The sequence below is a fragment of the Enterobacter sp. BNK-22 genome, from assembly GCF_048684805.1.
Lineage (GTDB): Bacteria > Pseudomonadota > Gammaproteobacteria > Enterobacterales > Enterobacteriaceae > Enterobacter > Enterobacter quasiroggenkampii.
Map to the genome: position 1 here is coordinate 463,962 of NZ_JBLQTT010000001.1, position 21,688 is coordinate 485,649.

At 55.0% G+C, this 21,688-nt stretch carries 17 protein-coding genes; 14 read left to right on the forward strand and 3 right to left on the reverse strand.

What is annotated here, in order from left to right; translation table 11 throughout:
• Positions 1-43 precede the first annotated feature (43 nt).
• Positions 44-1,396, reverse strand: a complete 1,353-nt coding sequence (yegD, locus tag ACMGGE_RS02075; protein ID WP_069720616.1) for a molecular chaperone — start codon at positions 1,394-1,396, stop codon at positions 44-46.
• Positions 1,397-1,526: 130 nt separating this feature from the next.
• Here yegD and alkA point away from each other — a divergent pair, with 130 nt between their 5' ends.
• The gene (alkA, locus tag ACMGGE_RS02080; RefSeq protein WP_045908632.1) at positions 1,527-2,405 is read left to right on the forward strand and encodes a DNA-3-methyladenine glycosylase 2; all 879 of its coding nucleotides are present in this window, start codon (positions 1,527-1,529) and stop codon (positions 2,403-2,405) included.
• Here alkA and ACMGGE_RS02085 read toward each other — a convergent pair.
• On the reverse strand, positions 2,364-5,693 hold the full coding sequence (locus ACMGGE_RS02085) for a diguanylate cyclase (RefSeq protein ID WP_045908631.1): 3,330 nt from the start codon (positions 5,691-5,693) through the stop codon (positions 2,364-2,366). The two genes, alkA and ACMGGE_RS02085, sit on opposite strands and share 42 nt — an antisense overlap.
• A gap of 343 nt (positions 5,694-6,036) precedes the next feature.
• On the opposite strand from ACMGGE_RS02085, the gene udk reads away from it, so the two are divergent.
• The 3 genes from udk to asmA all read left to right on the forward strand — a co-directional run bounded on the left by udk (position 6,037) and on the right by asmA (position 9,224).
• Entirely contained in the window at positions 6,037-6,678 is a 642-nt protein-coding gene (udk, locus tag ACMGGE_RS02090) for a uridine kinase (protein WP_008500855.1), read from the forward strand.
• Positions 6,679-6,769: 91 nt separating this feature from the next.
• Entirely contained in the window at positions 6,770-7,351 is a 582-nt protein-coding gene (dcd, locus tag ACMGGE_RS02095; RefSeq protein ID WP_024908111.1) for a dCTP deaminase, read from the forward strand.
• Positions 7,352-7,373: 22 nt separating this feature from the next.
• Positions 7,374-9,224 carry an outer membrane assembly protein AsmA gene (gene asmA, locus ACMGGE_RS02100; RefSeq protein ID WP_235404543.1) on the forward strand — a complete coding sequence of 617 codons (1,851 nt, stop codon included), beginning with the start codon at positions 7,374-7,376 and terminating at the stop codon, positions 9,222-9,224.
• Positions 9,225-9,299: 75 nt separating this feature from the next.
• On the opposite strand, the gene ACMGGE_RS02105 is transcribed toward asmA, so the two are convergent.
• The gene (locus tag ACMGGE_RS02105; RefSeq protein WP_235404544.1) at positions 9,300-10,883 is read right to left on the reverse strand and encodes a TerC family protein; all 1,584 of its coding nucleotides are present in this window, start codon (positions 10,881-10,883) and stop codon (positions 9,300-9,302) included.
• Positions 10,884-11,567: 684 nt separating this feature from the next.
• Here ACMGGE_RS02105 and ACMGGE_RS02110 point away from each other — a divergent pair.
• From ACMGGE_RS02110 to gmd, 10 genes are all read left to right on the forward strand, one after another.
• Entirely contained in the window at positions 11,568-12,707 is a 1,140-nt protein-coding gene (locus ACMGGE_RS02110; protein WP_008499413.1) for a polysaccharide export protein, read from the forward strand.
• 6 nt (positions 12,708-12,713) lie between these two features.
• On the forward strand, positions 12,714-13,157 hold the full coding sequence (gene wzb / locus ACMGGE_RS02115) for a low molecular weight protein-tyrosine-phosphatase Wzb (protein ID WP_045908628.1): 444 nt from the start codon (positions 12,714-12,716) through the stop codon (positions 13,155-13,157).
• 2 nt (positions 13,158-13,159) lie between these two features.
• A complete protein-coding gene (gene wzc / locus ACMGGE_RS02120; protein ID WP_048028312.1) occupies positions 13,160-15,322 on the forward strand; it encodes a tyrosine-protein kinase Wzc in 2,163 nt (720 codons plus the stop codon).
• A gap of 150 nt (positions 15,323-15,472) precedes the next feature.
• Entirely contained in the window at positions 15,473-16,315 is an 843-nt protein-coding gene (gene wcaA, locus ACMGGE_RS02125; protein WP_420293304.1) for a colanic acid biosynthesis glycosyltransferase WcaA, read from the forward strand.
• Entirely contained in the window at positions 16,315-16,806 is a 492-nt protein-coding gene (gene wcaB / locus ACMGGE_RS02130; protein WP_039025009.1) for a colanic acid biosynthesis acetyltransferase WcaB, read from the forward strand. Before wcaA ends, wcaB begins: the two co-directional genes overlap by 1 nt.
• Entirely contained in the window at positions 16,803-18,020 is a 1,218-nt protein-coding gene (wcaC, locus tag ACMGGE_RS02135; protein WP_045908625.1) for a colanic acid biosynthesis glycosyltransferase WcaC, read from the forward strand. The genes wcaB and wcaC overlap by 4 nt, the downstream gene beginning before the upstream one ends.
• Positions 17,995-19,215: a colanic acid polymerase WcaD gene (gene wcaD, locus ACMGGE_RS02140; protein WP_045908624.1), complete on the forward strand. Its 1,221-nt coding sequence runs from the start codon at positions 17,995-17,997 to the stop codon at positions 19,213-19,215. Before wcaC ends, wcaD begins: the two co-directional genes overlap by 26 nt.
• A gap of 16 nt (positions 19,216-19,231) precedes the next feature.
• The gene (wcaE, locus tag ACMGGE_RS02145; RefSeq protein WP_008499420.1) at positions 19,232-19,978 is read left to right on the forward strand and encodes a colanic acid biosynthesis glycosyltransferase WcaE; all 747 of its coding nucleotides are present in this window, start codon (positions 19,232-19,234) and stop codon (positions 19,976-19,978) included.
• Between the two features lie 15 nt (positions 19,979-19,993).
• Positions 19,994-20,542 (forward strand): colanic acid biosynthesis acetyltransferase WcaF, encoded by a 549-nt coding sequence (wcaF, locus tag ACMGGE_RS02150; RefSeq protein ID WP_069720611.1) that lies wholly within the window; start codon positions 19,994-19,996, stop codon positions 20,540-20,542.
• Between the two features lie 24 nt (positions 20,543-20,566).
• The gene (gmd, locus tag ACMGGE_RS02155; RefSeq protein WP_003863514.1) at positions 20,567-21,688 is read left to right on the forward strand and encodes a GDP-mannose 4,6-dehydratase; all 1,122 of its coding nucleotides are present in this window, start codon (positions 20,567-20,569) and stop codon (positions 21,686-21,688) included.

Genomic DNA, 21,688 nt, shown 5'->3' on the forward strand with positions numbered 1-21,688 from the left:
TTGTAGGCCGGGTAAGGCGAAGCCGCCACCCGGCACAACCGCACTAGCTAAACATCACCTGCGCCCAGCGTGCCAGACCAGCGGTAACGGAACCAAAGTCATCGCCACCTGCAATCGGAATACCCGGCAGCTGTTCGGCCAGCGCTTTCTTGATCAGCGGCGAACGGGCGCTACCGCCGGTCAGGTAAATCACATCCGGCTTCTCGTTGCCGTTCTCCAGCGCGAGCTGCACCTGTTCCAGAATGCGCTGCAGCGGCTGAGCGAGCGCCGTCTCCAGCCCCTCCTGCGAAATGGCGGTGGCCAGTTCGTCACTGATAAACGGCAGGGAGACCGCATGCTCAGCGCGGTCGGAAAGGGCGATTTTGCTCTCTTCCGCCGTACGCACCACGCGGTAGCTGAGGCGCTGACGCCACACTTTATAGAGCAGGGCGACTTTTTCGCCATCCTGGGCATCACGCACCAGATCGTTAAGGAAGCGGCCGTTGGCGGTGCTGTAAAAATCACTCTGTGCCGGCACGTCGTTGATGGCAATCGCGTTCCACCACGGCAGGATCGGCAGCGCGATGCCTTTTTCCGTTTGCCCGCCCATGCCGAGCAGCGGCATCAGGCTCTTGAATGCCAGGGCGATGTCAAGATCGTTCCCGCCTACGCGGCAGCCGCTGTGTCCCAGCAGGCTGTTTTCACGATCGCGACGGTTATGCCACTGGGGGCCCATCAGCAGCAGCGAGCAGTCCGTCGTGCCCCCGCCGATGTCCACGACTAATACGCGCTTCTCTTCCGTCAGCGTGGCTTCGAAGTCCAGCCCTGCGGCAACGGGTTCATACTGGAATACCACGTCGCGGAAGCCTGCGCGGTGCGCTGCGCGTTCCAGGATCCCCTGCGCCTGCTGGTTGGCCTCGTCGCCGCCCAGCCCCTGGAAGTTGATCGGACGGCCAATCACCGCCTGGGTAATCGCCTCTGGGACCTGCGTCTGCGCCTGGTTGCGGATGTGCAGCATCATCGCACACACCAGGTCTTCGAACAGCGCGACCTGCTGCGGCTTCAGGCCGCTGGCGCCGAGGAAGGATTTTGGCGACTTAACGAAATAGACCTCTTCGGGGTCTTCAATGTAGTGTCCGAGCGAGGAGAGGCCGAACTGCACGCTGGACGGCGTAACGTCGATATCTTCCTCGCGGTTGAAGCTGACGGCACGGCGTAACAGCGCCTGGGTTTCCGCCGCCGAAGCCGGAACCTGATGGTGGCGGAACAGCCATTCGCTCACCGCTTCACGCGTCGGTGCGCAGAGCATTGACGGCAGTAGCGTGCTCTCTTTTTCCATTTTCAGGAGCCGTGGCTGCCCGTTTTGCATAATCGCAACCGAGCAGTTTGCCGTACCGTAGTCAAATCCAATAAACACGATGAATCCCCATGCCGGTGAGAAGGGGCGAGACTTTAACGAAATGTCCGCATGGCGACAACAGGAATATGAAAGCAAGGCGAAACAGGACCTTTCCGTTTATGCTGTGAAGAACCCAAAAGGAGAGATGATGTACACCCTGAACTGGCTTCCCCCTTACGACTGGCAGTGGATGTTTGGCTTTCTTGGCGCGCGTGCGGTGACGGGCATTGAAACCGTCACGCCCGACTACTACGAGCGCAGTTTTGCCTGCGAGGGACATCAGGGGATCTTCCGCGTGACGCCGGATATCGCAACCCACACGCTGGTCGTGACCCTCAGCCCGGGGTTAATTCCGGTTGCGCAGCCGTGCCTTGAGCGCATCGAACGCCTGTTCGATCTTGCCTGCAATCCGCAGCACATCGCAGAGACGCTGGGCGATCTCGGTGCTGCAAGGCCGGGCTTACGTTTGCCGGGAGCGATGGATGCTTACGAGCAGGGCGTCCGGGCGATTCTCGGGCAGCTGGTGAGCGTGGCGATGGCGGCGAAGCTGGCGTCACGCGTGGTGGCGTTATGCGGTGAACCCGTGGCGGATTGCCCGGGCTATCTCTGCTTCCCCACGCCGCAGGCGCTGGCGGCAGTGGACCCGCTGGCGCTGAAAGCGTTGGGCATGCCGGTAAAGCGCGCGGAGTCGCTGATTCATCTGGCGCAGTCGGTTATCGACGGAACATTTCCGCTTTTCCCGCCCGCGAATATAGAAGAGGGGATGAAGGCGCTACAGCAGCGGCCGGGGATAGGGCGCTGGACGGCAAATTATCTGGCCCTGCGCGGCTGGCAGGCGAAAGATGTGTTTCTGCCGGATGATTACCTGATTAAACAACGCTTCGCCGGAATGACGCCCGCGCAAATTCGTCGCTATGCCGAACGCTGGAAGCCGTGGCGCTCCTATGCGCTGCTGCATATCTGGTATACCGACGGCTGGGCACCGTCAGTTGATCGCGAAATAACTGGTATTGAGAAGAAGATCTAATGGCTGCGGCTCAGCGATGGTGTCACCAAAGATAAAATCGATGCCGATACCGGAGAGCGTATCCATCATGATGGGCTGGTTACAGGGGCCTGCAATGGTTTTCATTCCCAGACGCTGGGCGTGGCCCTGAACAATGGTCACCATCATCTCATCCATTAGATTGCCGTACACGTTGGTTACCACCTCCGCATCCAGCATCAGATAGTCGGCCATGTTCGCGGTCAGGTGGGTAAAGACGTTCATATCGCGTCCCACCTGGCTGAAGATCACGCGGCAGCCCGCCTGACGGAGCTTTTGCAGACCCCGATGCAGGTTCTTATCCGGATTGCACACCACATCGACAGAGATAACCAGATGCAGCAGACGGCCCGGCATCGGGCTTTTATCCAGCAGGTCGAGCAGTTCATCGACCAGCGTCACGCTGGCTAAACCGGCCTCCGAGAGCGGCAGCGCCACCCCCATGCCTTTACTGGCGATCTGGGCGGCTGAGGTGCGGAAAAACTCGCTAAAGATCCGCCTGTCGAGGGCGTGCAGAAGCTCTGGTTCCGCCAGGCCCGAGCGGAAGGCATGCTCTTCCTGAACTTCGCCCTGGCTGGTCCACAGGCGTAACGACAGCAGCCAGAAATTACTGCTCTCAGGGATGCGCGGTGAGGCGACGCTGCGGGCAATCATCATCAGATGATTGTCTTTAATCATGTGCCACTGTTCATCAAGCGACATCATGCTGCGCGTGTGGTGATCCCGCTCCTGCTGGGGTTCATACACCGTCACCATGCCACGTCCGCTGTTTTTTGAGGCGTAACAGGCAATGTCCGCCTGCGACATGATCTCCGACGCCTGATGGTTATTTTCATCAATCAGCGTGATGCCGGCGCTGGCGCCGATCCGGTGCAGGCGGCCTTCCCACATAAAGTGATAGTCGTTGATGGCATGAATCAGGCGACCGGCGATATAGCGCGCGCTTTCCAGATTGCAGTCCGGTAAAAGTAACCCGAACTCGTCCCCGCCCAGACGCGCCAGCACGTCGCTGGAGCGGAGCATGGTTAACATCAGGGAAGCCAGTTCCCGCAGCAGGGCATCGCCCGCGGCGTGGCCAGCCGTGTCATTGACGGCTTTGAAGCGATCGAGGTCGATAAACACCAGGGCATGACGCTGGCGCGTTTCGCGAACGGTCTGCAGGAGCCGTTTAAGATGATTTTCGAAGCTGACCCGGTTAGCCAGATGGGTCAGGGCATCGTGGGAAGCGCTGTAGCTGAGCTGGCGCAGCATTTTGCGCGACTCGGTCACGTCCTGAATCACGATCACCGAGCCGATATTCTGTCCATCCAGCGTGCTGAGCGGCGTAATGCTGTAGTGGATATCAAAATTGCCGCCGGTACGGCAGTTCAGCACCACGTCCTGATCGATATCGGAACGGGACATATCGCCGCTGTGAATATTCTCCATCAGCGGCCCTTTTTCACCAAAGGTGATGTGTAACACCTTCAGGATCGGCTGACCAATAGCTTCGGTCTGCAGCCAGCCGCTCATTTTCTCGGCGACCGGGTTCATAAAGGTGACGTTCATGTTGATATCGGTGCACAGCACTGCTTCACCGATGGAGTCGAGGGTAATGTGCAGACGCTCTTTTTCCTGGAAAAGCGCCTCGTTAAGCTGCTTAACCTCGGTCATGTCCATGTTGATACCGAGCAACCGTTCGACTTCCCCCTGCTTATTGAGCACCCGGTTCGCCAGGGAGCGAATATGACGCACGCCTTCCTTCACGCGAATGCGGAATTCCAGCTTAAACGGCAGACGGGAAATCAGAGAGTCCCGCAGCACCTTCTCTGCGTGGGCGCGATCTTCCGGCAGCATCGTGTCGTGCCAGAGCTGCCAGGTGGGCTTGATGTGCGGCGGAATTTCATACAGTTCAAACATCCGCTTATCCCAGCTGATAACGTCGGGTTCCAGATCCCACTCCCAGATGCCGATGCCCCCTGCTTCGTTTGCCAGGGTGATGCGCTCCATCAGGCGTTTATTGACCCACTCGGTCTGCTTCAGGTCGTTAATGTCTTCAATCTGGGCGATAAAATAGAGCGGCGAGCCGTCGGCATGGCGCACCACGGAGACGGCAAGAAGCGCCCAGACCACTTCTCCATCGCGCGTGTAATAGCGCTTCTCGAGGGTATAGGTATTGATGTCGCCGTTAATGAGCTGTTCGAGCTGCTCCAGGTCGGTATTCAGATCTTCCGGCCAGGTGAGCTGCTGGAAGGTCAGCGACTGGAGCTCCGTCTGGCTGTAGCCGAGGAAATTGCACAGCGCCTTGTTCGCCTGAAGCCATTTTCCTTCGATGCTGACCAGCGCCATACCGATGGCAGAATATTCCATTGCGTTACGAAAACGCTCTTCGCTTTCGGTGATGTGTTTGCGCTCGGCGCGGAAGGCGTACATCACCATGGTCATAACGTTAGCGGGCAGGAGCAGCATCAGGAACGGCAGCCAGGGGGCGTTCAGCATCGGCCCGGCGTGCTGGGTGGTCAGCGCCAGAGGGTTGCGGGCAATCATCAGCGACACCACCATCACGGTGACCAGAAACACCATGAACGCTTCCATCCGCGGCAGGCGCACGGCGCTCCACATCAGCAGAACGATCACGCAGGTGAAGGGCCACGGTAGCCAGGTGATGGCTGCCCAACTGAGGGCTAACGTCACGGCCAGCGTGGTCAGCGTTTCCAGCAGCAACCGCGGATCGCGGTGGCGCAGCAGATAATGCGGCTTAAACAACAGCCCTAGCGGCACCAGCGCCAGCGCGCCAATCGCTTCTGACAATACCCAGACGAAGAAATTACGCAGTGGCTCTGGACCGGGGGCCAGCAGGGTCACCAGAATACCGCCCACCAGCGGTGGCACCAGCGCGCTGCCGATGGCCACGCGGATCCAGTCGTTCAGATTCTGCAGCGGGTTGTACCATGGGAGCCATTTGCGCAGAAACAGCGCACCGATAGCGGCCTCAATGACGTTGATCGAAGGATAGATGAGGCTGACCGATCCCCAGGAGAACAGCATCCACGAGGCCAGAACATTACCGAACGAGCAGGCCAGGGCAATGCCCGGCCACATTTTTCCGGCATGGCGGTAAAACGCCACCATCATAATGGCGGTGGGGAACCAGAGCGGAGCCAGCAGGGTGCCGAAACGGGTGAGTTCCAGCGAAAATAAGGTAAAGATAAAGGTGACCAGGCCCAGACAGACAAGTCGTGTTAAAGGATGTGGGGTAGTCACCAAAACCCGCTGGTATTGTTTATTCATTACCGCTTTATCCAGAGACGCCATGCCGTCAGGGAAGATGTCCGAACGCGTGAATTTGATAATTTGGTTTATGCTAGTACAAACAATTTACAATTCATATGGTGACCGCTCAGAATTTGACACCACAGACTTATTAAATACTTACTCCGTTAAAAAAAACGGTGAAACGGTGAAAAAATGGTCATTTAAATTTCATTCAGGGAATAAGTTGTCACTTTTCGGTCAGTCTCGCAGAACCTGTGCATTCGACTGGTATCACGCCCGCGAAATCCCTATAATTGCCGCGTTTGACGCTCCGGCGTCGTCCTTCCTTAACATCCAGGTTAATCAGGTCGCTAAATTTATGACTGATAAGTCTCATCAGTGCGTCATTATAGGCATCGCCGGCGCATCGGCTTCAGGTAAAAGTCTAATTGCCAGTACGCTTTATCGCGAACTGCGTGAACAAGTAGGTGATGAGCATATCGGCGTCATTCCCGAAGACAGCTATTACAAAGATCAATCCCATCTGTCGATGGAAGAGCGCGTTAAAACGAACTATGACCACCCCAATGCAATGGATCACAGCCTGCTGTTCCAGCATTTAGAAGCGCTTAAGAGCGGCCAGGCGATTGAACTGCCCGTTTACAGTTATGTCGAACATACCCGCACCCAGGAAACGATCCGCATCGAGCCGAAAAAGGTCATTATCCTTGAAGGCATCCTGCTGCTGACCGATGCCCGCCTGCGTGAATCCATGAACTTCTCGATTTTCGTCGATACTCCGCTGGATATCTGCCTGATGCGCCGCATCAAGCGTGACGTTAATGAACGCGGCCGTTCAATGGACTCCGTGATGGCGCAATACCAGAAAACGGTCCGCCCAATGTTCCTGCAGTTTATTGAACCCTCCAAACAATACGCCGATATTATCGTGCCGCGCGGGGGTAAAAACCGCATTGCGATTGATATCTTAAAAGCGAAAATCAGCCAGTTTTTTGAATAAGCCGCGTGAATTGTGTACCGTTCAGAGATAACCTGGTTTTACCCTGAGCGCTTACCGACTCAGGGTACGTTGCATGAAAGGAGAAAGAGGCGTGCGTCTTTGTGATCGCGATATAGAAGCCTGGCTGGATGAAGGCCGTTTGTCTATTACCCCGCGTCCACCTGTTGAGCGTATCAATGGGGTGACCGTTGATGTCCGGTTGGGGAATAAATTCCGCACCTTTAGCGGCCATACCGCACCGTTCATCGACCTCAGCGGTCCGAAGGACGAAGTCAGCGCCGCGCTCGATCGCGTGATGAGTGATGAAATCGTTATCGACGACGGCGAAGCCTTTTATCTGCATCCGGGTGAACTGGCGCTGGCGGTCACATTTGAATCCGTCACCCTGCCTGCGGACCTCGTCGGCTGGCTTGATGGCCGCTCTTCGCTGGCGCGACTGGGGCTGATGGTACACGTGACCGCGCACCGTATCGATCCAGGCTGGTCAGGACGTATCGTGCTGGAATTCTTCAATGCCGGTAAATTGCCGCTGGCGCTTCGTCCGGGCATGATGATCGGCGCGTTGAGTTTTGAACCGCTGTCAGGCCCGGCAGACAGGCCGTATAACCGCCGCCAGGACGCAAAATATCGCGACCAGCAGGGTGCGGTTGCCAGCCGTATTGATAAAGACTGATCGTTAGTCCATTGAGGATGCCATGAGAAGAGTTCTGACAACGCTGATGATTTTGCTGGTGGTGCTGGTGGCTGGCCTTTCGGCGTTGGTTCTGCTGGTTAACCCCAATGACTTCCGCGCTTACATGGTGCGGCAGGTCGAGGCACGCAGTGGTTATCAACTGAAGCTTGATGGGCCGCTGCGCTGGCACGTCTGGCCGCAGCTCAGTATTCTCTCTGGCCGCATGTCGCTCACGGCGCCGGGGGCATCCCAGCCGCTGGTTTCCGCAGACAACATGCGCCTTGATGTGGCGCTGATTCCGCTCATTTCCCATCAGCTGCAGGTGAATCAGGTGATGCTGAAAGGCGCGGTGATTCAGCTCACCCCGCAAACCGAGGCCGTGCGTGCTGCTAACGCGCCGGTGGCACCGCGCGAAAACACCCTGCCTGATGAGCCGTCTGATACAGGCTGGTCCTTTGATATTGGCAAACTGAAAGTGGCCGATAGCGTACTGGTTTTCCAGCATGAGCACGAAGAGCAGGTCACCGTTCGCAACATTAACCTGCAGATGGAACAGGATGCACACCATATTGCGTCGGTGGAATTCAGCGGGCGCGTGAACCGCGATCAGCGCGATCTGACCCTGTCGCTGAATGCCAGCGTTAACGCGTCAGACTATCCGCACCAGCTCACCGCCGACATTCAGCAGCTGGACTGGCAGCTGACGGGGGCCGATCTTCCTACCCAGGGGATCGCCGGGCAGGGGACGCTGCAGGCCGTGTGGCGCGAGGAACAAAAACAGCTGGAGCTGGATAACCTCAACCTGCAGGCAAATGACAGTAGTCTGAAAGGGCAGGCCAGCGTCACGCTCGAAGAAAAGCCGAAGTGGGTGCTGAATCTGCAGTTTGACAAGCTCAACCTGGAAAATCTGTTGCCGCCTCTGCCAGCCAGCGCCACGGACAGCAATGCGGCGCAGACGGGGCAAAGCCAGGCAGCGGTATCACGCCCGGTTATTTCGTCGAATCTCGATCAGCCTGACTATAACGCCCTGCGCGGATTCACGGCGGATATTCTGCTGAAAGCCACTAGCCTGCGCTGGCGCGGCATGGACTTTACCGACGTGAGCAGCCAGATGTTTAACCATAACGGTTTGCTGGTGATCTCCGAACTGAGTGGCAAGATGGGCGCAGGGCACCTCTCGCTGCCCGGCACGCTGGATGTCCGTAAAGACGTTGCCAGCGCCGAATTCCAGCCGCGTCTCGATAACGTTGAGATAGGAACCATCCTGAACGCGTTTAACTACCCGATATCCCTGACGGGGCAGTTGACGCTGGCGGGGGACTTCTCCGGCACGAAAATTGATGCCGAGGCTTTCCGTCGCGAGTGGCAGGGACAGGCGCATCTTGATCTGAAAAACTCCCGTATGGAAGGGCTCAACTTCCAGCAGCTGGTGCAGCAGGCGGTAGAGCGCAGCAGCGATGTGAAAGCCCAGGAGAACTACGACAGCGCCACGCGACTCGACAGCTTCACCACGGACCTGACGCTGGACAACGGACAACTCTCTCTCGACGGAATGCAGGGTACCTCTTCACTCTTATCATTGACGGGCGAAGGTAAGCTGGATCTGGTCAAAGAGACGGCGGACACGCGCTTTAACGTGCGGGTACTTTCCGGCTGGCAGGGAGAAAGTAAGCTCATCGACTTCCTGAAAGAGACGCCGGTCCCATTGAGCGTATACGGCAAATGGCAGGCTCTGAATTATAGCCTCCAGGTGGATCAGATCCTGCGCAAGCATCTGCAGGATGAAGCGAAACGTCGGCTGAGCGGCTGGGCGGATCGTAATAAAGATTCGCAGGACGGCAAGGATGTGAAGAAGTTGCTGGATAAACTGTGATGCCTGTTGCGCCGGGTGGCGGCTTCGCCTTACCCGGCCTACAAAAGCCTGACGCCGTTGCGCCACCCGGCTTTTTTACACCTCAAAATCCAGCTCTTCCTCATCCCGCAGCGGTATCAGCTGAACTTTCTGCACGCGATGGTTTTCAATTTGTAGCGTTTTAAGCAGATAGTCGCCTACCTGAACCTCTTCCCCCGGCTTCGGGATACGCTGCAGATACTCCATCAGCAGACCGGCAATGGTGTGATATTCCCGCTTTTCATCCAGCGGCAGCGGCACATATTGCACCAGATCTTCCAGCGGCATATGGCCGTTTGCCGTCCACGAGCCGTCGGCGTTTTTCTGAATGTCGTGGCGGGCATCAATCTCATCCACCTCGTTTGGCAGATTACCGGCAATGGTTTCCATCACGTCGCTGAGCGTGACCAGTCCTTCCACCGAACCAAACTCATCCACTACAAAGGCAAAGTGGGTCCGCGCGTTACGGAACTGCTCAAGGGCGGAAAGTAACGGCAGCCCCTCCGGGAAGACCAGCGGCTGGCGAACAAGGACGCGGAGATTGAGCGGCTCGCCGTGAAGCTGCTGCTGGAGCAGGTCAATGACGTGCACCACGCCCAGCAGCTCTTCTTCCGTTTCCCCGCCGGTCACCACCACGCGTGTGTGCTGGTTTTTATCCAGCAGGGCGCGAATGTGCGCTTCCGGGGCCGTCAGGTCAATATGCTCTATATCATGCCGCGACGTCATAATGCTGCTGACCGTACGCTGGTTAAGATTGAGCACTCGCTCAATCATCCGTCGTTCCTGCGGGTCAAAGATCTGCCCGTCACTGTGGTCGGCCAGCATGGCGGAGGATTCGGCGTCCAGCTCCGCATCCTCTTTCTTACCGCTTAACAGGCGCATGACCGTGTCGGCCGTACGCTGACGCAGCGTCTGATTTGCGGAAAGGAAGCGGCGGCGGTTGAATATCGCCAGCTGGTTAAGCGCTTCAATCATGACGGAGAACCCGATGGCGGCATACAGGTAGCCTTTCGGAATATGGAAGCCAAAGCCGTCGGCCACCAGGCTAAAGCCAATCATCAGCAGGAAGCTCAGACAGAGGATCACGATGGTGGGGTGACTGTTCACAAAACGGGTCAGTGCCTTGCTGGCCATGACCATCAGCGTGATGGCAATAATGACCGCGGCCATCATCACCGCAAGATGGTCCACCATCCCGACGGCGGTGATCACCGAGTCCAGGGAGAAGACCGCATCCAGCACCACGATTTGCGCGACCACCGGCCAGAATTTTGCCCCGCGGCGCTGGGTCGGGTTCTCGCTGTCTTTGCCTTCCAGCCGCTCGTTGAGCTCCACGGTAGCTTTGAACAGCAGGAACAGGCCGCCGAAGAGCATGATCAGATCGCGGGCGCTAAAGCTCAGACCGTGGATGGAGAACAGAGGCTGAGTGAGCGTGACCAGCCAGGAAATAGAGGCCAGCAGCAGTAGCCGCATGACCATCGCCAGCAGCAGCCCCGTTACGCGCGCGCGATCGCGCTGGGAAGGGGGCAGTTTTTCAGCGAGGATGGCGATAAAAACCAGATTATCAATCCCGAGCACCAGCTCGATGACGACCAGCGTAACCAGCCCGGCCCAGATTGAGGGATCGGCAATCCATTCCATAGTAATAGCAATACCTTCTGTAACATGACGAATGACACAATTCGATCATGGATAAAGCTGGGGGAAATTGCAATGTCAGTATGAGATTTCTCTCAATAATCATTAAATTAATAATACTGGGAATAATAAGTCTAATTCATCAAGAAAGTCTGTATTTATCTGAAATAACAAAATTAAGAAATATCGCATTAAAAGGTGTTCAGTGATAACGCTGTCAATATAAAGAAATTCTTAAAAATAAACTGCTTTTCTAAACAAATTCTTAAAATTTGGTGTTCGGAACCCGTTTTCTTGCCTGTTTTGGGATTAGCTGTTACAAGATTAATAGCCTGAAAAAGGATATCTTCTGTTACTGGTTGTTGTTTTTTTTTGAGCGACTAACGAAATAGTGCCTGCGTATTATGAATGCTCCATTTATTTCAAATGCAAAAAATCTGGCGATTTTTTGCCTGCAATTCATCGTGTTATAGCGTATTGGTAGCTGGAAGCCAAGGGCGGTAGCGTGCCTGGATGTGTGTGGATGAGCCATGATTCCGTTGTCAACAGTGACTGGCCAAATAACGTTTTTTTTAGGAATGATGCTAGTTATATTTTTATTTAATTAGCTACATTCTTAATGCATTTTAGATTCACACGTATTTAAATTGCACAGGATAATTACTCTGCCAAAGTGATAAATAATCAATGATGAACTCCAAAATGAAATTGATGCCATTATTGGTGTCTGTGACCTTGATGAGCGGTTGCACTGTCTTTCCCGGCAGCAATATGTCAACAATGGGCAAGGATGTGATCAAGCAACAGGATGCCGATTTTGATCTCGACAAAATGGTGAATGTTTATCCACTTACGCCTCGTCTGGTCGAACAATTACGCCCACGTCCAAACGTTGCCCAGCCGAATATGTCACTGGACCAGGAAATCGCGTCCTACCAGTATCGCGTAGGGCCAGGAGACGTCATTAACGTGACCGTCTGGGACCACCCCGAACTGACCACGCCAGCGGGCCAGTACCGTAGCTCAAGCGACACCGGTAACTGGGTGCAGTCAGATGGCACCATGTTCTATCCCTACATTGGTAAAGTCCATGTGGCAGGGAAAACGCTTGCCGAGATCCGTAGTGATATTACCGGCCGCTTAGCGCAGTACATCGCCGACCCGCAGGTGGACGTTAATATCGCCGCATTCCGCTCGCAAAAAGCCTACATCTCCGGCCAGGTGAACAAATCCGGTCAGCAGGCTATCACCAACGTTCCTCTGACCGTGCTGGATGCCATTAACGCCGCGGGCGGGTTAACCGACGGCGCCGACTGGCGCAACGTGGTTCTGACCCACAACGGGAAGGAGCAGCGCATTTCGCTTCAGGCGCTGATGCAAAACGGCGATCTGACCCAGAACCGCCTGCTTTACCCGGGCGACATCCTCTATGTACCACGCAATGACGATCTCAAAGTCTTCGTGATGGGTGAAGTGAAGAAACAAAGCACCCTCAAGATGGACTTCAGCGGTATGACGCTGACCGAAGCGCTGGGCAATGCTGAGGGTATCGATCTGACGACCTCTAACGCGACCGGCATCTTCGTGATCCGTCCGCTGAAAGGTGAGGGCAGTGCGAAAGGCAAGATTGCCAACATCTACCAGCTGGATATGTCCGATGCGACCTCTCTGGTAATGGCGACGGAGTTCCGTCTCCAGCCATACGATGTGGTGTATGTCACTACCGCACCGGTTGCCCGCTGGAACCGTCTGATCAACCAGTTGCTGCCAACCATCAGTGGCGTTCGCTACATGACGGATACGGCGCGCGACATTCATACCTGGTAATCCGCGATGTTTAACAAAATTCTGGTGGTATGCGTGGGGAACATTTGCCGTTCCCCTACGGCTGAACGGTTGTTGAAACACTACCAGCCCGAACTGACCGTTGATTCGGCAGGGCTGGGTGCACTGGTCGGTAAAGGTGCCGATGAGCGCGCAACGATCGTGGCGCGGGATCATCACCTCTCTCTCGACGGGCATGTTGCCCGCCAGGTCACTGGCCGCATGTGCCGCGAGTATGACCTGATTCTGGCGATGGAAAAACGCCATATTCATGCGCTGTGCGATATCGCTCCGGAGATGCGCGGTAAGGTGATGCTGTTTGGACACTGGGACAATGAACGTGAAATCCCCGATCCCTACCGCAAAAGCCATGAGGCCTTTGAGGCGGTTTACACCTTACTTGACCAGTCTGCCCAACAGTGGGCGCAGGCACTGAAAGCTCAGCAGGGATAACAATGACCGAAAAAACAAGACCTTCTGCCGCCCCGACTTCGGGCAGTGATGAAATTGATATTGGACGCCTGGTCGGCACTGTTGTAGAGGCAAAGTGGTGGGTGCTGGGCATTACCGCCGTGTTTGCCGCTGCGGCCGTCGTCTACACGCTGTTTGCCACCCCTATCTACAGCGCCGATGCGCTGGTGCAGATCGAGCAGAATACCGGCAACTCGCTGGTGCAGGACATTGGCTCTGCGCTGGCGAACAAGCCGCCGGCCTCCGATGCTGAAATTCAGCTCATCCAGTCACGTCTGGTGCTGGGTAAAACGGTCCACGACCTTGGCCTTGATATCTCCGTCACCAAAAATACCTTCCCGATCTTTGGTGCGGGCTGGGATCGGTTGATGGGCAGAAACAACGACACGGTCAAGGTCACTGACTTTGTGCTGCCAAAAGGGGCCGCCGATCAGACCTTTACCCTGACGGTGCTTGGCCCGAAACAGTACCAGCTGACCAGCGACGCGGGCTTTAGCGCGCGCGGTGAAGTGGGGCAGATGCTCACCAAAGATGGCGTCAGCATGATGGTCAGCGCGATCAATGCCCAGGAGGGCGGTGAATTCACCGTCACGAAATTCTCCACGCTGGGGATGATCAACAATCTGCAGAACAACCTGACCGTCACCGAAAACGGTAAGGATACCGGCGTGCTGAGCATGACCTTTACCGGTGAAGATAAGGATCAGATCCGCGACATCCTGAACAGCATTACCCGCAACTATCTTGAGCAGAACGTCGAGCGTAAGTCGGCTGAAGCGGCGAAAAGCCTGGCCTTCCTCGCGAAACAGCTCCCGGAAGTACGCGGCCGTCTGGATGATGCCGAGAACAAGCTGAACGCCTACCGTCAGGATAAAGACTCCGTTGACCTGCCGCTGGAGGCAAAGTCTGTCCTCGATTCGATGGTCAATATTGATGCGCAGCTTAACGAGCTGACCTTCAAAGAGGCGGAGATTTCCAAGCTTTACACCAAACGCCACCCGGCCTACCGCACCCTGCTGGAAAAACGCCGCACGCTGGAAGAGGAGAAGGCGAAGCTCAATGACCGCGTGACCGCGATGCCGAAAACTCAGCAGGAGATCGTGCGTCTGACCCGCGACGTGGAGTCCGGACAGCAGGTCTATATGCAGCTGCTGAACAAGCAGCAGGAGCTGAAAATCACCGAGGCAAGCACCGTGGGTGACGTGCGCATCGTCGACCCGGCCATTACCCAGCCTGGCGTGCTGAAGCCGAAGAAAGCGCTGATCATTCTCGGCAGCATTATTCTCGGCCTGATGCTCTCCATCGTTGGCGTGCTGCTGCGTTCGCTGTTCAACCGCGGTATCGAAAGCCCGCAGGTGCTGGAAGAAAACGGTATCAACGTCTATGCCAGCATTCCGCTGTCTGAGTGGCAAAAATCCCGTGATAGCGTCAAAACCATCAAAGGCGTTAAGCGTTACAAACAGAGCCAGCTGCTGGCGGTGGGTAACCCAACCGACCTCGCTATCGAAGCGATCCGCAGCCTGCGCACCAGTCTGCACTTCGCCATGATGCAGGCTAAAAATAACGTCCTGATGTTAACCGGCGTCAGCCCGTCAATCGGTAAAACCTTTGTCTGCGCCAACCTGGCGGCGGTGGTCAGCCAGACCAACAAGCGTGTGCTGCTGATCGACTGCGATATGCGCAAAGGCTACACCCACGAACTGCTGGGTACCAACAACGTTAACGGTCTGTCGGAAATCCTGCTTGGCAAAGGTGATATCAGCCAGAGCGCGAAGCCCACGACGGTGCCGAAATTTGACCTGATCCCACGTGGGCAGGTGCCGCCTAACCCGTCCGAGCTGCTGATGAGCGAGCGCTTTAGCGAACTGGTGGAGTGGGCGAGCAAAAACTACGACCTGGTGCTGATCGATACGCCGCCGATTCTGGCCGTGACCGACGCGGCCGTTGTTGGCCGCCATGCGGGTACCACGTTGATGGTGGCGCGTTACGCGGTGAACACCCTGAAAGAGGTGGAAACCAGCCTGAGCCGCTTCGAGCAGAACGGGATTGAGGTTAAAGGGGTGATCCTGAACTCCATCTTCCGTCGCGCGACCGGCTATCAGGATTATGGCTATTACGAGTACGAATATAAGTCTGACAGTAAATAACAAAACACCCCCACACCCCTCACCCTAACCCTCTCCCCAAAGGGGAGAGGGGACTGTTCGGTGCTGGATTTGGGGGACGAACGTAATGATAACCACTGGCTGCCTTTCACCCTCTCCCCTTTGGGGAGAGGGCCAGGGTGAGGGGAAAAAATGACCACACAACGCCCTTTGATTTCTATCTATATGCCGACATGGAATCGTCAGCAGCTGGCGATCCGCGCAATCAAGTCGGTGTTACGTCAGGATTACGATAACTGGGAGCTGATCATCGTGGATGACTGCTCTTCCTCGTATGAACAGCTGCAAAAATTTGTGACTGACCTCAACGACCCGCGGGTGGTTTATACACATAACGCCAATAACTCCGGCGCCTGTGCTGTGCGTAACCAGGCGATTATGCAGGCCAAAGGGCAGTATCTGACCGGCATCGACGACGACGACGAATGGACGCCGAACCGCCTGTCTGTCTTCCTGTCGCATAAAGAGCAGCTGGTCACGCACGCGTTCCTGTATGCCAACGACTATGTCTGTCAGGGCGAGGTGTACTCGCAGCCTGCCAGCCTGCCTCTCTATCCGAAATCACCGTACTCTCGACGCCTGTTCTACAAGCGCAACATCATTGGTAACCAGGTCTTCACCTGGGCGTGGCGCTTTAAAGAGTGCCTGTTCGATACCGAACTGAAGGCCGCGCAGGATTACGATATTTTTCTCCGGATGGTGGTGGAATACGGCGAACCGTGGAAGGTCGAAGAGGCCACGCAGATCCTGCACATCAATCATGGGGAGATGCAAATTACCTCCTCGCCGAAAAAATTCTCGGGCTACTTCCATTTTTACCGCAAGCACAAGGACAAGTTTGACCGTGCCAGCCGTAAATATCAGCTCTTTACCCTCTATCAGATCCGCAATAAGCGCATGAACTGGCGCACGCTGCTGACGCTGTTGTCCGTTCGTAACGGCAAGCGCCTGGCTGATGGACTTCGGGGGAAATAATGTTTCTGGAAGATTGCCGCGCTAACAGCTGGAGCCTGCGTCCGTGCTGCATGGTTCTGGCGTACCGCATCGCGCATTTTTGCTCGGTGTGGCGTAAGAAAAATGTCCTGAACAACATCTGGGCGGCACCCGTGCTGGTGCTGTATCGCATCATCACCGAATGCTTTTTTGGCTATGAAATTCAGGCCGCGGCCACCATTGGCCGCCGCTTTACCATCCATCACGGCTATGCGGTGGTGATCAACAAGTTCGTGGTCGCCGGGGATGATTTCACCATCCGCCATGGGGTGACCATTGGCAACCGTGGGCCAGACAGCCTGGCCTGCCCGGTGATTGGCAATAACGTCGAGCTGGGCGCGAACGTGGTGATCATTGGTGACATTACGATTGGTAACAACGTCACGATTGGTGCGGGCAGCGTGGTGCTGGACACCATTCCGGATAACGCGCTGGTGGTGGGAGAAAAAGCCCGCGTGAAGGTGATTAAATGAATATTCTGCAATTTAACGTACGCCTCGCAGAAGGCGGAGCGGCAGGGGTAGCGCTGGATCTGCACCAGCGCGCGCTGCAAAAAGGACTTCAGTCTCGTTTTATTTATGGGTATGGCAAGGGCGGCAAGAAAAGCGTCAGTCACGATAACTTCCCGCAGGTGCATAAGCACACGCCGCGCCTGACCTCGATTGCCAATATCGCGTTGTTCCGTCTATTTAACCGCGATCTGTTTGGCAACCTGAATACGCTTTATCGCACGGTGACCCGCACTACCGGCCCGGTTGTGCTGCATTTTCACGTGTTGCACAGCTACTGGCTAAATCTGGAAGAGGTGGTGGCGTTTTGTCAGAAGGTGCAGGCCCACAAGCCCGACACCCGCTTCGTCTGGACGCTGCACGATCACTGGAGCGTAACCGGCCGTTGCGCGTTTACCGACGGCTGCGAAGGCTGGAAAAACAACTGCCAGAAATGCCCGACGCTGAGCAACTATCCGCCGGTGAAGGTGGATCGCGCGCACACGCTGGTGGCCGGCAAGCGCCAGCTTTTCCGCGACATGCTCTCGCTCGGCTGCACGTTTATCTCCCCGAGCCAGCACGTGGCCGATGCCTTCAACAGCCTGTACGGGGCAGGGCGCTGCCAGATTATTAACAACGGCATCGACGTGGCGACGGAAGCCATTCTCGCCGAGCTGACGCCGGTGGCAGAAACCGCGGGCAAACCGAAGATCGCTATCGTTGCGCATGACCTGCGTTACGACGGGAAAACCAACCAGCAGCTGGTGCGCGACATGATGGCGCTGGGTGACAAAATTGAGCTCCATACCTTCGGCAAATTTTCACCGTTCGAAGGGGCTAACGTGGTGAACCACGGTTTTGAAACCGATAAGCGCAAGCTGATGAGCGCGCTGAATGAAATGGATGCGCTGGTATTCAGCTCCCGCGTGGATAACTACCCGCTGATCCTCTGTGAAGCGCTCTCCATCGGCGTGCCGGTGATTGCCACCCACAGCGATGCGGCACGCGAAGTGCTGGAAAAATCGGGTGGGAAAACTTTTGCCGAGCAGGAGGTCCTGCCGCTGGTGCAACTGCCGAAGGCGCAGATCGCTCAGGCTGTTTTTGGCACTGACCTGGAATCGTTCCGCAACCGCAGCCGCAAGGCCTACAGTGGACAACAGATGCTGGAGGAGTATGTCTCGTTCTATCAGAATCTGTAGTTATCTGCTGCTGCCGCTGATCTATCTGCTGGTCAACGTCAAAATTGCCCAGCTCGGCGAAAGCTTTCCGATAACCATCGTCACCTTCTTGCCCGTTCTGCTTCTGCTGTATGTCGATAAAATCAACCTGAAGAAGCTGATGATTGCCTTAGGGTTGGGCACGGGCCTGACGCTGTTTAACTACATCTTTGGCCAGTCGCTGGATGCCAGTAAATACGTCACCTCGACCATGCTGTTTGTTTATATCGTTATTATTATCGGAATGGTCTGGAGTATTCGCTTCAAAACGATTTCTCCGCACAATTATCGGAAAATCCTCAGGTTCTTTTATATTGCCGTTGCGTTAATTGTTATGCTTGCTGCCATGGAGATGGCGCAAATTATTCTTACCGGCGGCAGTAGTCTGATGGAGATAATTTCGAAATATCTCATTTACAGCAACAGCTATGTTTTGAACTTCATCAAGTTCGGCGGGAAGCGTACCACGGCCCTCTATTTTGAACCGGCGTTTTTCGCTTTGGCGTTAATCTCAATTTGGCTCAGCATCAAACAGTTTGGTATCAAAACGCCTAAGACCGATGCTATGATTCTTGCAGGAATCGTTCTGTCTGGATCGTTCTCCGGGGTAATGACATTTATCCTGTTTTACCTGCTGGAATGGGCGTTTCAGTACCTGAACAAAGATGCGATTAAGAAAAAACTGCCGCTGGCGATTATCTCCCTGACGGTATTTATGGTGGGCGTGATATTTGCCTTCCCATACATCTCAGAACGACTGGGTGATTTGGGAACGGAAGGCTCATCGTCCTATTATCGCATCATTGGACCGCTGGTGATGGTGGGTTATTCCTTAACCCATATAGATGGTGTAGTAAGATTCGGCTCACTTTACGAATATGTTGCATCATTCGGAATCTTTAACGGTGCGGATGTCGGTAAAACCATAGACAATGGTCTGTATCTGTTAATTATTTATTTTTCGTGGTTCGCCGTACTGTTGACGCTGTGGTATCTGTTTAAAGTTTTCAAAATGATGATTAACGCGTTCGGGGATAACCAGAACTTTCGCGTGCAGCTTTATCTGTTTACGCCGGTGTCGCTGTTTTTTACCGGGTCAATATTTAGTCCGGAATATGCTTTCTTGATTGTCTGTCCGTTTATTCTGCGCAAAGCGCTTAATATTACGAACGTATGACGAAATGAGGTGATTTATGTTTCTTAGCGTCATTACTGTCGCTTTTCGTAATTACGAAGGGGTGGTAAAAACCTGGCGCTCGCTGCGCAACCTGGCGCGCGATCCAAGCCTCACCTTTGAGTGGATTGTGGTCGACGGCGGCTCGAACGATGGCACGGCGGAGTTTCTGGAAAAACTCAACGGTGAGTTCAACTTACGCTACATCAGCGAGAAAGATAAAGGCATCTACGATGCGATGAACAAAGGCATCAATATGGCGCAGGGCCGTTATGCCATCTTTCTGAATTCGGGTGATATTTTCCATGATGACGTGGCGCTGTTTGCCCGTCAACTGGCGCGCCAGAAAGAGGACGCCATGTATATTGGCGATGCGCTGCTCGATTTTGGCGACGGACATAAAGTGTGCCGCAGCGCGAAGCCGGGCTGGTATATCTATCACAGTTTACCCGCCAGCCATCAGGCCATTTTCTTTCCGGTAAAAGGTCTGAAAAAACAGCCTTACGATTTGCAGTATAAAGTGTCTTCCGATTATGCGCTGGCCGCCAGTCTCTATAAGTCAGGTTACCCGTTCCGCCGAATTAAAGGGCTGGTATCTGAATTTTCAATGGGTGGCGTGTCAACCTCGAATAATCTGGAATTGTGCCAGGATGCCAAAAACGTGCAGCGTAAAATATTACGCGTGCCGGGGTTCTGGGCGGAATTATCTTATTTTTTACGCGTGCGCACCACGAGTAAAACGAAAGCCTTATATAACAAAGCCTGAATATAAGGAAACGTAATGCAGGATCTGAAGGGTTTCTCCGTGCCGAAAGGTTTTCGGGGGGCGGGCGGTATTAAAGTGCAGTTATGGTGGGCCGTTCAGGCCACCTTATTTGCCTGGTCACCACAAATACTGTACCGCTGGCGAGCATTTTTATTGCGTCTGTTTGGCGCAAAAATAGGAAAAAACGTAGTCATTCGGCCCTCGGTGAAAATTACCTACCCCTGGAAATTAACGCTTGGGGATTGCGCCTGGGTAGGGGATGACGCGGTGTTATATACCCTGGGCGAGATTACGATTGGCGCAAATTCGGTGGTTTCACAGAAATGTTATTTGTGCACCGGCAGCCATGACTTTATGAGTCAGCATTTTGATATTACCGCTTCGCCTATTGTGATTGGCGAAAAATGCTGGCTGGCAACGGATGTTTTTGTTGCACCGGGTGTTTCTGTTGGCGATGGCACGGTCGTTGGTGCCCGCAGCAGCGTTTTTAAATCGCTACCGGCAAATAAAGTTTGCCGTGGCAACCCCGCAGTGGTGATACGCGAACGCGTTGAAACTGATTAAATTCATAAGTAGAGGAATATAAACATGTCTAAAGTCGCTCTCATCACCGGCGTTACCGGGCAGGATGGTTCTTACCTGGCAGAGTTACTGCTGGAAAAAGGTTATGAAGTACACGGTATTAAACGTCGTGCGTCTTCTTTCAACACCGAACGTGTCGATCATATTTATCAGGATCCTCACGCGGCGAACCCGAAATTCCACCTGCACTACGGCGACCTGACCGATACCTCCAACCTGACCCGTATCCTGCAGGAAGTGCAGCCGGATGAAGTCTACAACCTGGGCGCGATGAGCCACGTGGCGGTCTCCTTCGAGTCTCCGGAATACACCGCTGACGTGGATGCCATGGGTACGCTGCGTCTGCTGGAAGCGATTCGCTTCCTCGGCCTTGAGAAGAAAACCCGTTTCTACCAGGCATCCACCTCTGAGCTGTACGGTCTGGTGCAGGAAATTCCACAGAAAGAGACCACGCCATTCTATCCGCGCTCTCCGTACGCGGTAGCGAAACTGTACGCTTACTGGATCACCGTGAACTACCGTGAATCCTACGGCATGTACGCCTGTAACGGCATTCTGTTCAACCATGAATCTCCACGTCGCGGCGAAACCTTCGTGACCCGCAAAATCACCCGCGCTATCGCCAACATCGCACAGGGTCTGGAATCGTGCCTGCACCTCGGCAACATGGACTCCCTGCGTGACTGGGGCCATGCCAAAGACTACGTGAAAATGCAGTGGATGATGCTGCAGCAGGAACAGCCAGAAGACTTCGTGATCGCCACCGGCGTGCAGTACTCCGTTCGTCAGTTCGTTGAAATGGCTGCTGCGCAGCTGGGCATCAAGCTGCGCTTCGAAGGCACCGGCGTGGAAGAGAAGGGCATCGTGGTTTCCGTGACCGGCCATGACGCACCGGGCGTGAAGCCAGGCGACGTGATTGTGCAGGTTGACCCGCGCTACTTCCGTCCTGCTGAAGTGGAAACCCTGCTGGGCGACCCAACCAAAGCGCACGAGAAGCTGGGCTGGAAACCAGAAACCACTCTGCAGGAGATGGTTTCTGAGATGGTGGCCAAAGATCTTGAAGCAGCGAAAAAACACTCCCTGCTCAAGTCTCATGGCTACGAGGTTGCCATCGCGCTGGAGTCCTGA

Bases quoted from the DNA above. Each gene is read 5' to 3' on its own strand.
- alkA (WP_045908632.1), top strand. From the start codon at position 1,527: ATGTACACCCTGAACTGGCTTCCCCCTTACGACTGGCAGTGGATGTTT.
- ACMGGE_RS02085 (WP_045908631.1), bottom strand. From the start codon at position 5,693: ATGAATAAACAATACCAGCGGGTTTTGGTGACTACCCCACATCCTTTA.
- udk (WP_008500855.1), top strand. From the start codon at position 6,037: ATGACTGATAAGTCTCATCAGTGCGTCATTATAGGCATCGCCGGCGCA.
- asmA (WP_235404543.1), top strand. From the start codon at position 7,374: ATGAGAAGAGTTCTGACAACGCTGATGATTTTGCTGGTGGTGCTGGTG.
- ACMGGE_RS02105 (WP_235404544.1), bottom strand. From the start codon at position 10,883: ATGGAATGGATTGCCGATCCCTCAATCTGGGCCGGGCTGGTTACGCTG.
- ACMGGE_RS02110 (WP_008499413.1), top strand. From the start codon at position 11,568: ATGATGAACTCCAAAATGAAATTGATGCCATTATTGGTGTCTGTGACC.
- wzb (WP_045908628.1), top strand. From the start codon at position 12,714: ATGTTTAACAAAATTCTGGTGGTATGCGTGGGGAACATTTGCCGTTCC.
- wzc (WP_048028312.1), top strand. From the start codon at position 13,160: ATGACCGAAAAAACAAGACCTTCTGCCGCCCCGACTTCGGGCAGTGAT.
- wcaA (WP_420293304.1), top strand. From the start codon at position 15,473: ATGACCACACAACGCCCTTTGATTTCTATCTATATGCCGACATGGAAT.
- wcaB (WP_039025009.1), top strand. From the start codon at position 16,315: ATGTTTCTGGAAGATTGCCGCGCTAACAGCTGGAGCCTGCGTCCGTGC.
- wcaC (WP_045908625.1), top strand. From the start codon at position 16,803: ATGAATATTCTGCAATTTAACGTACGCCTCGCAGAAGGCGGAGCGGCA.
- wcaD (WP_045908624.1), top strand. From the start codon at position 17,995: ATGTCTCGTTCTATCAGAATCTGTAGTTATCTGCTGCTGCCGCTGATC.
- wcaE (WP_008499420.1), top strand. From the start codon at position 19,232: ATGTTTCTTAGCGTCATTACTGTCGCTTTTCGTAATTACGAAGGGGTG.
- wcaF (WP_069720611.1), top strand. From the start codon at position 19,994: ATGCAGGATCTGAAGGGTTTCTCCGTGCCGAAAGGTTTTCGGGGGGCG.
- gmd (WP_003863514.1), top strand. From the start codon at position 20,567: ATGTCTAAAGTCGCTCTCATCACCGGCGTTACCGGGCAGGATGGTTCT.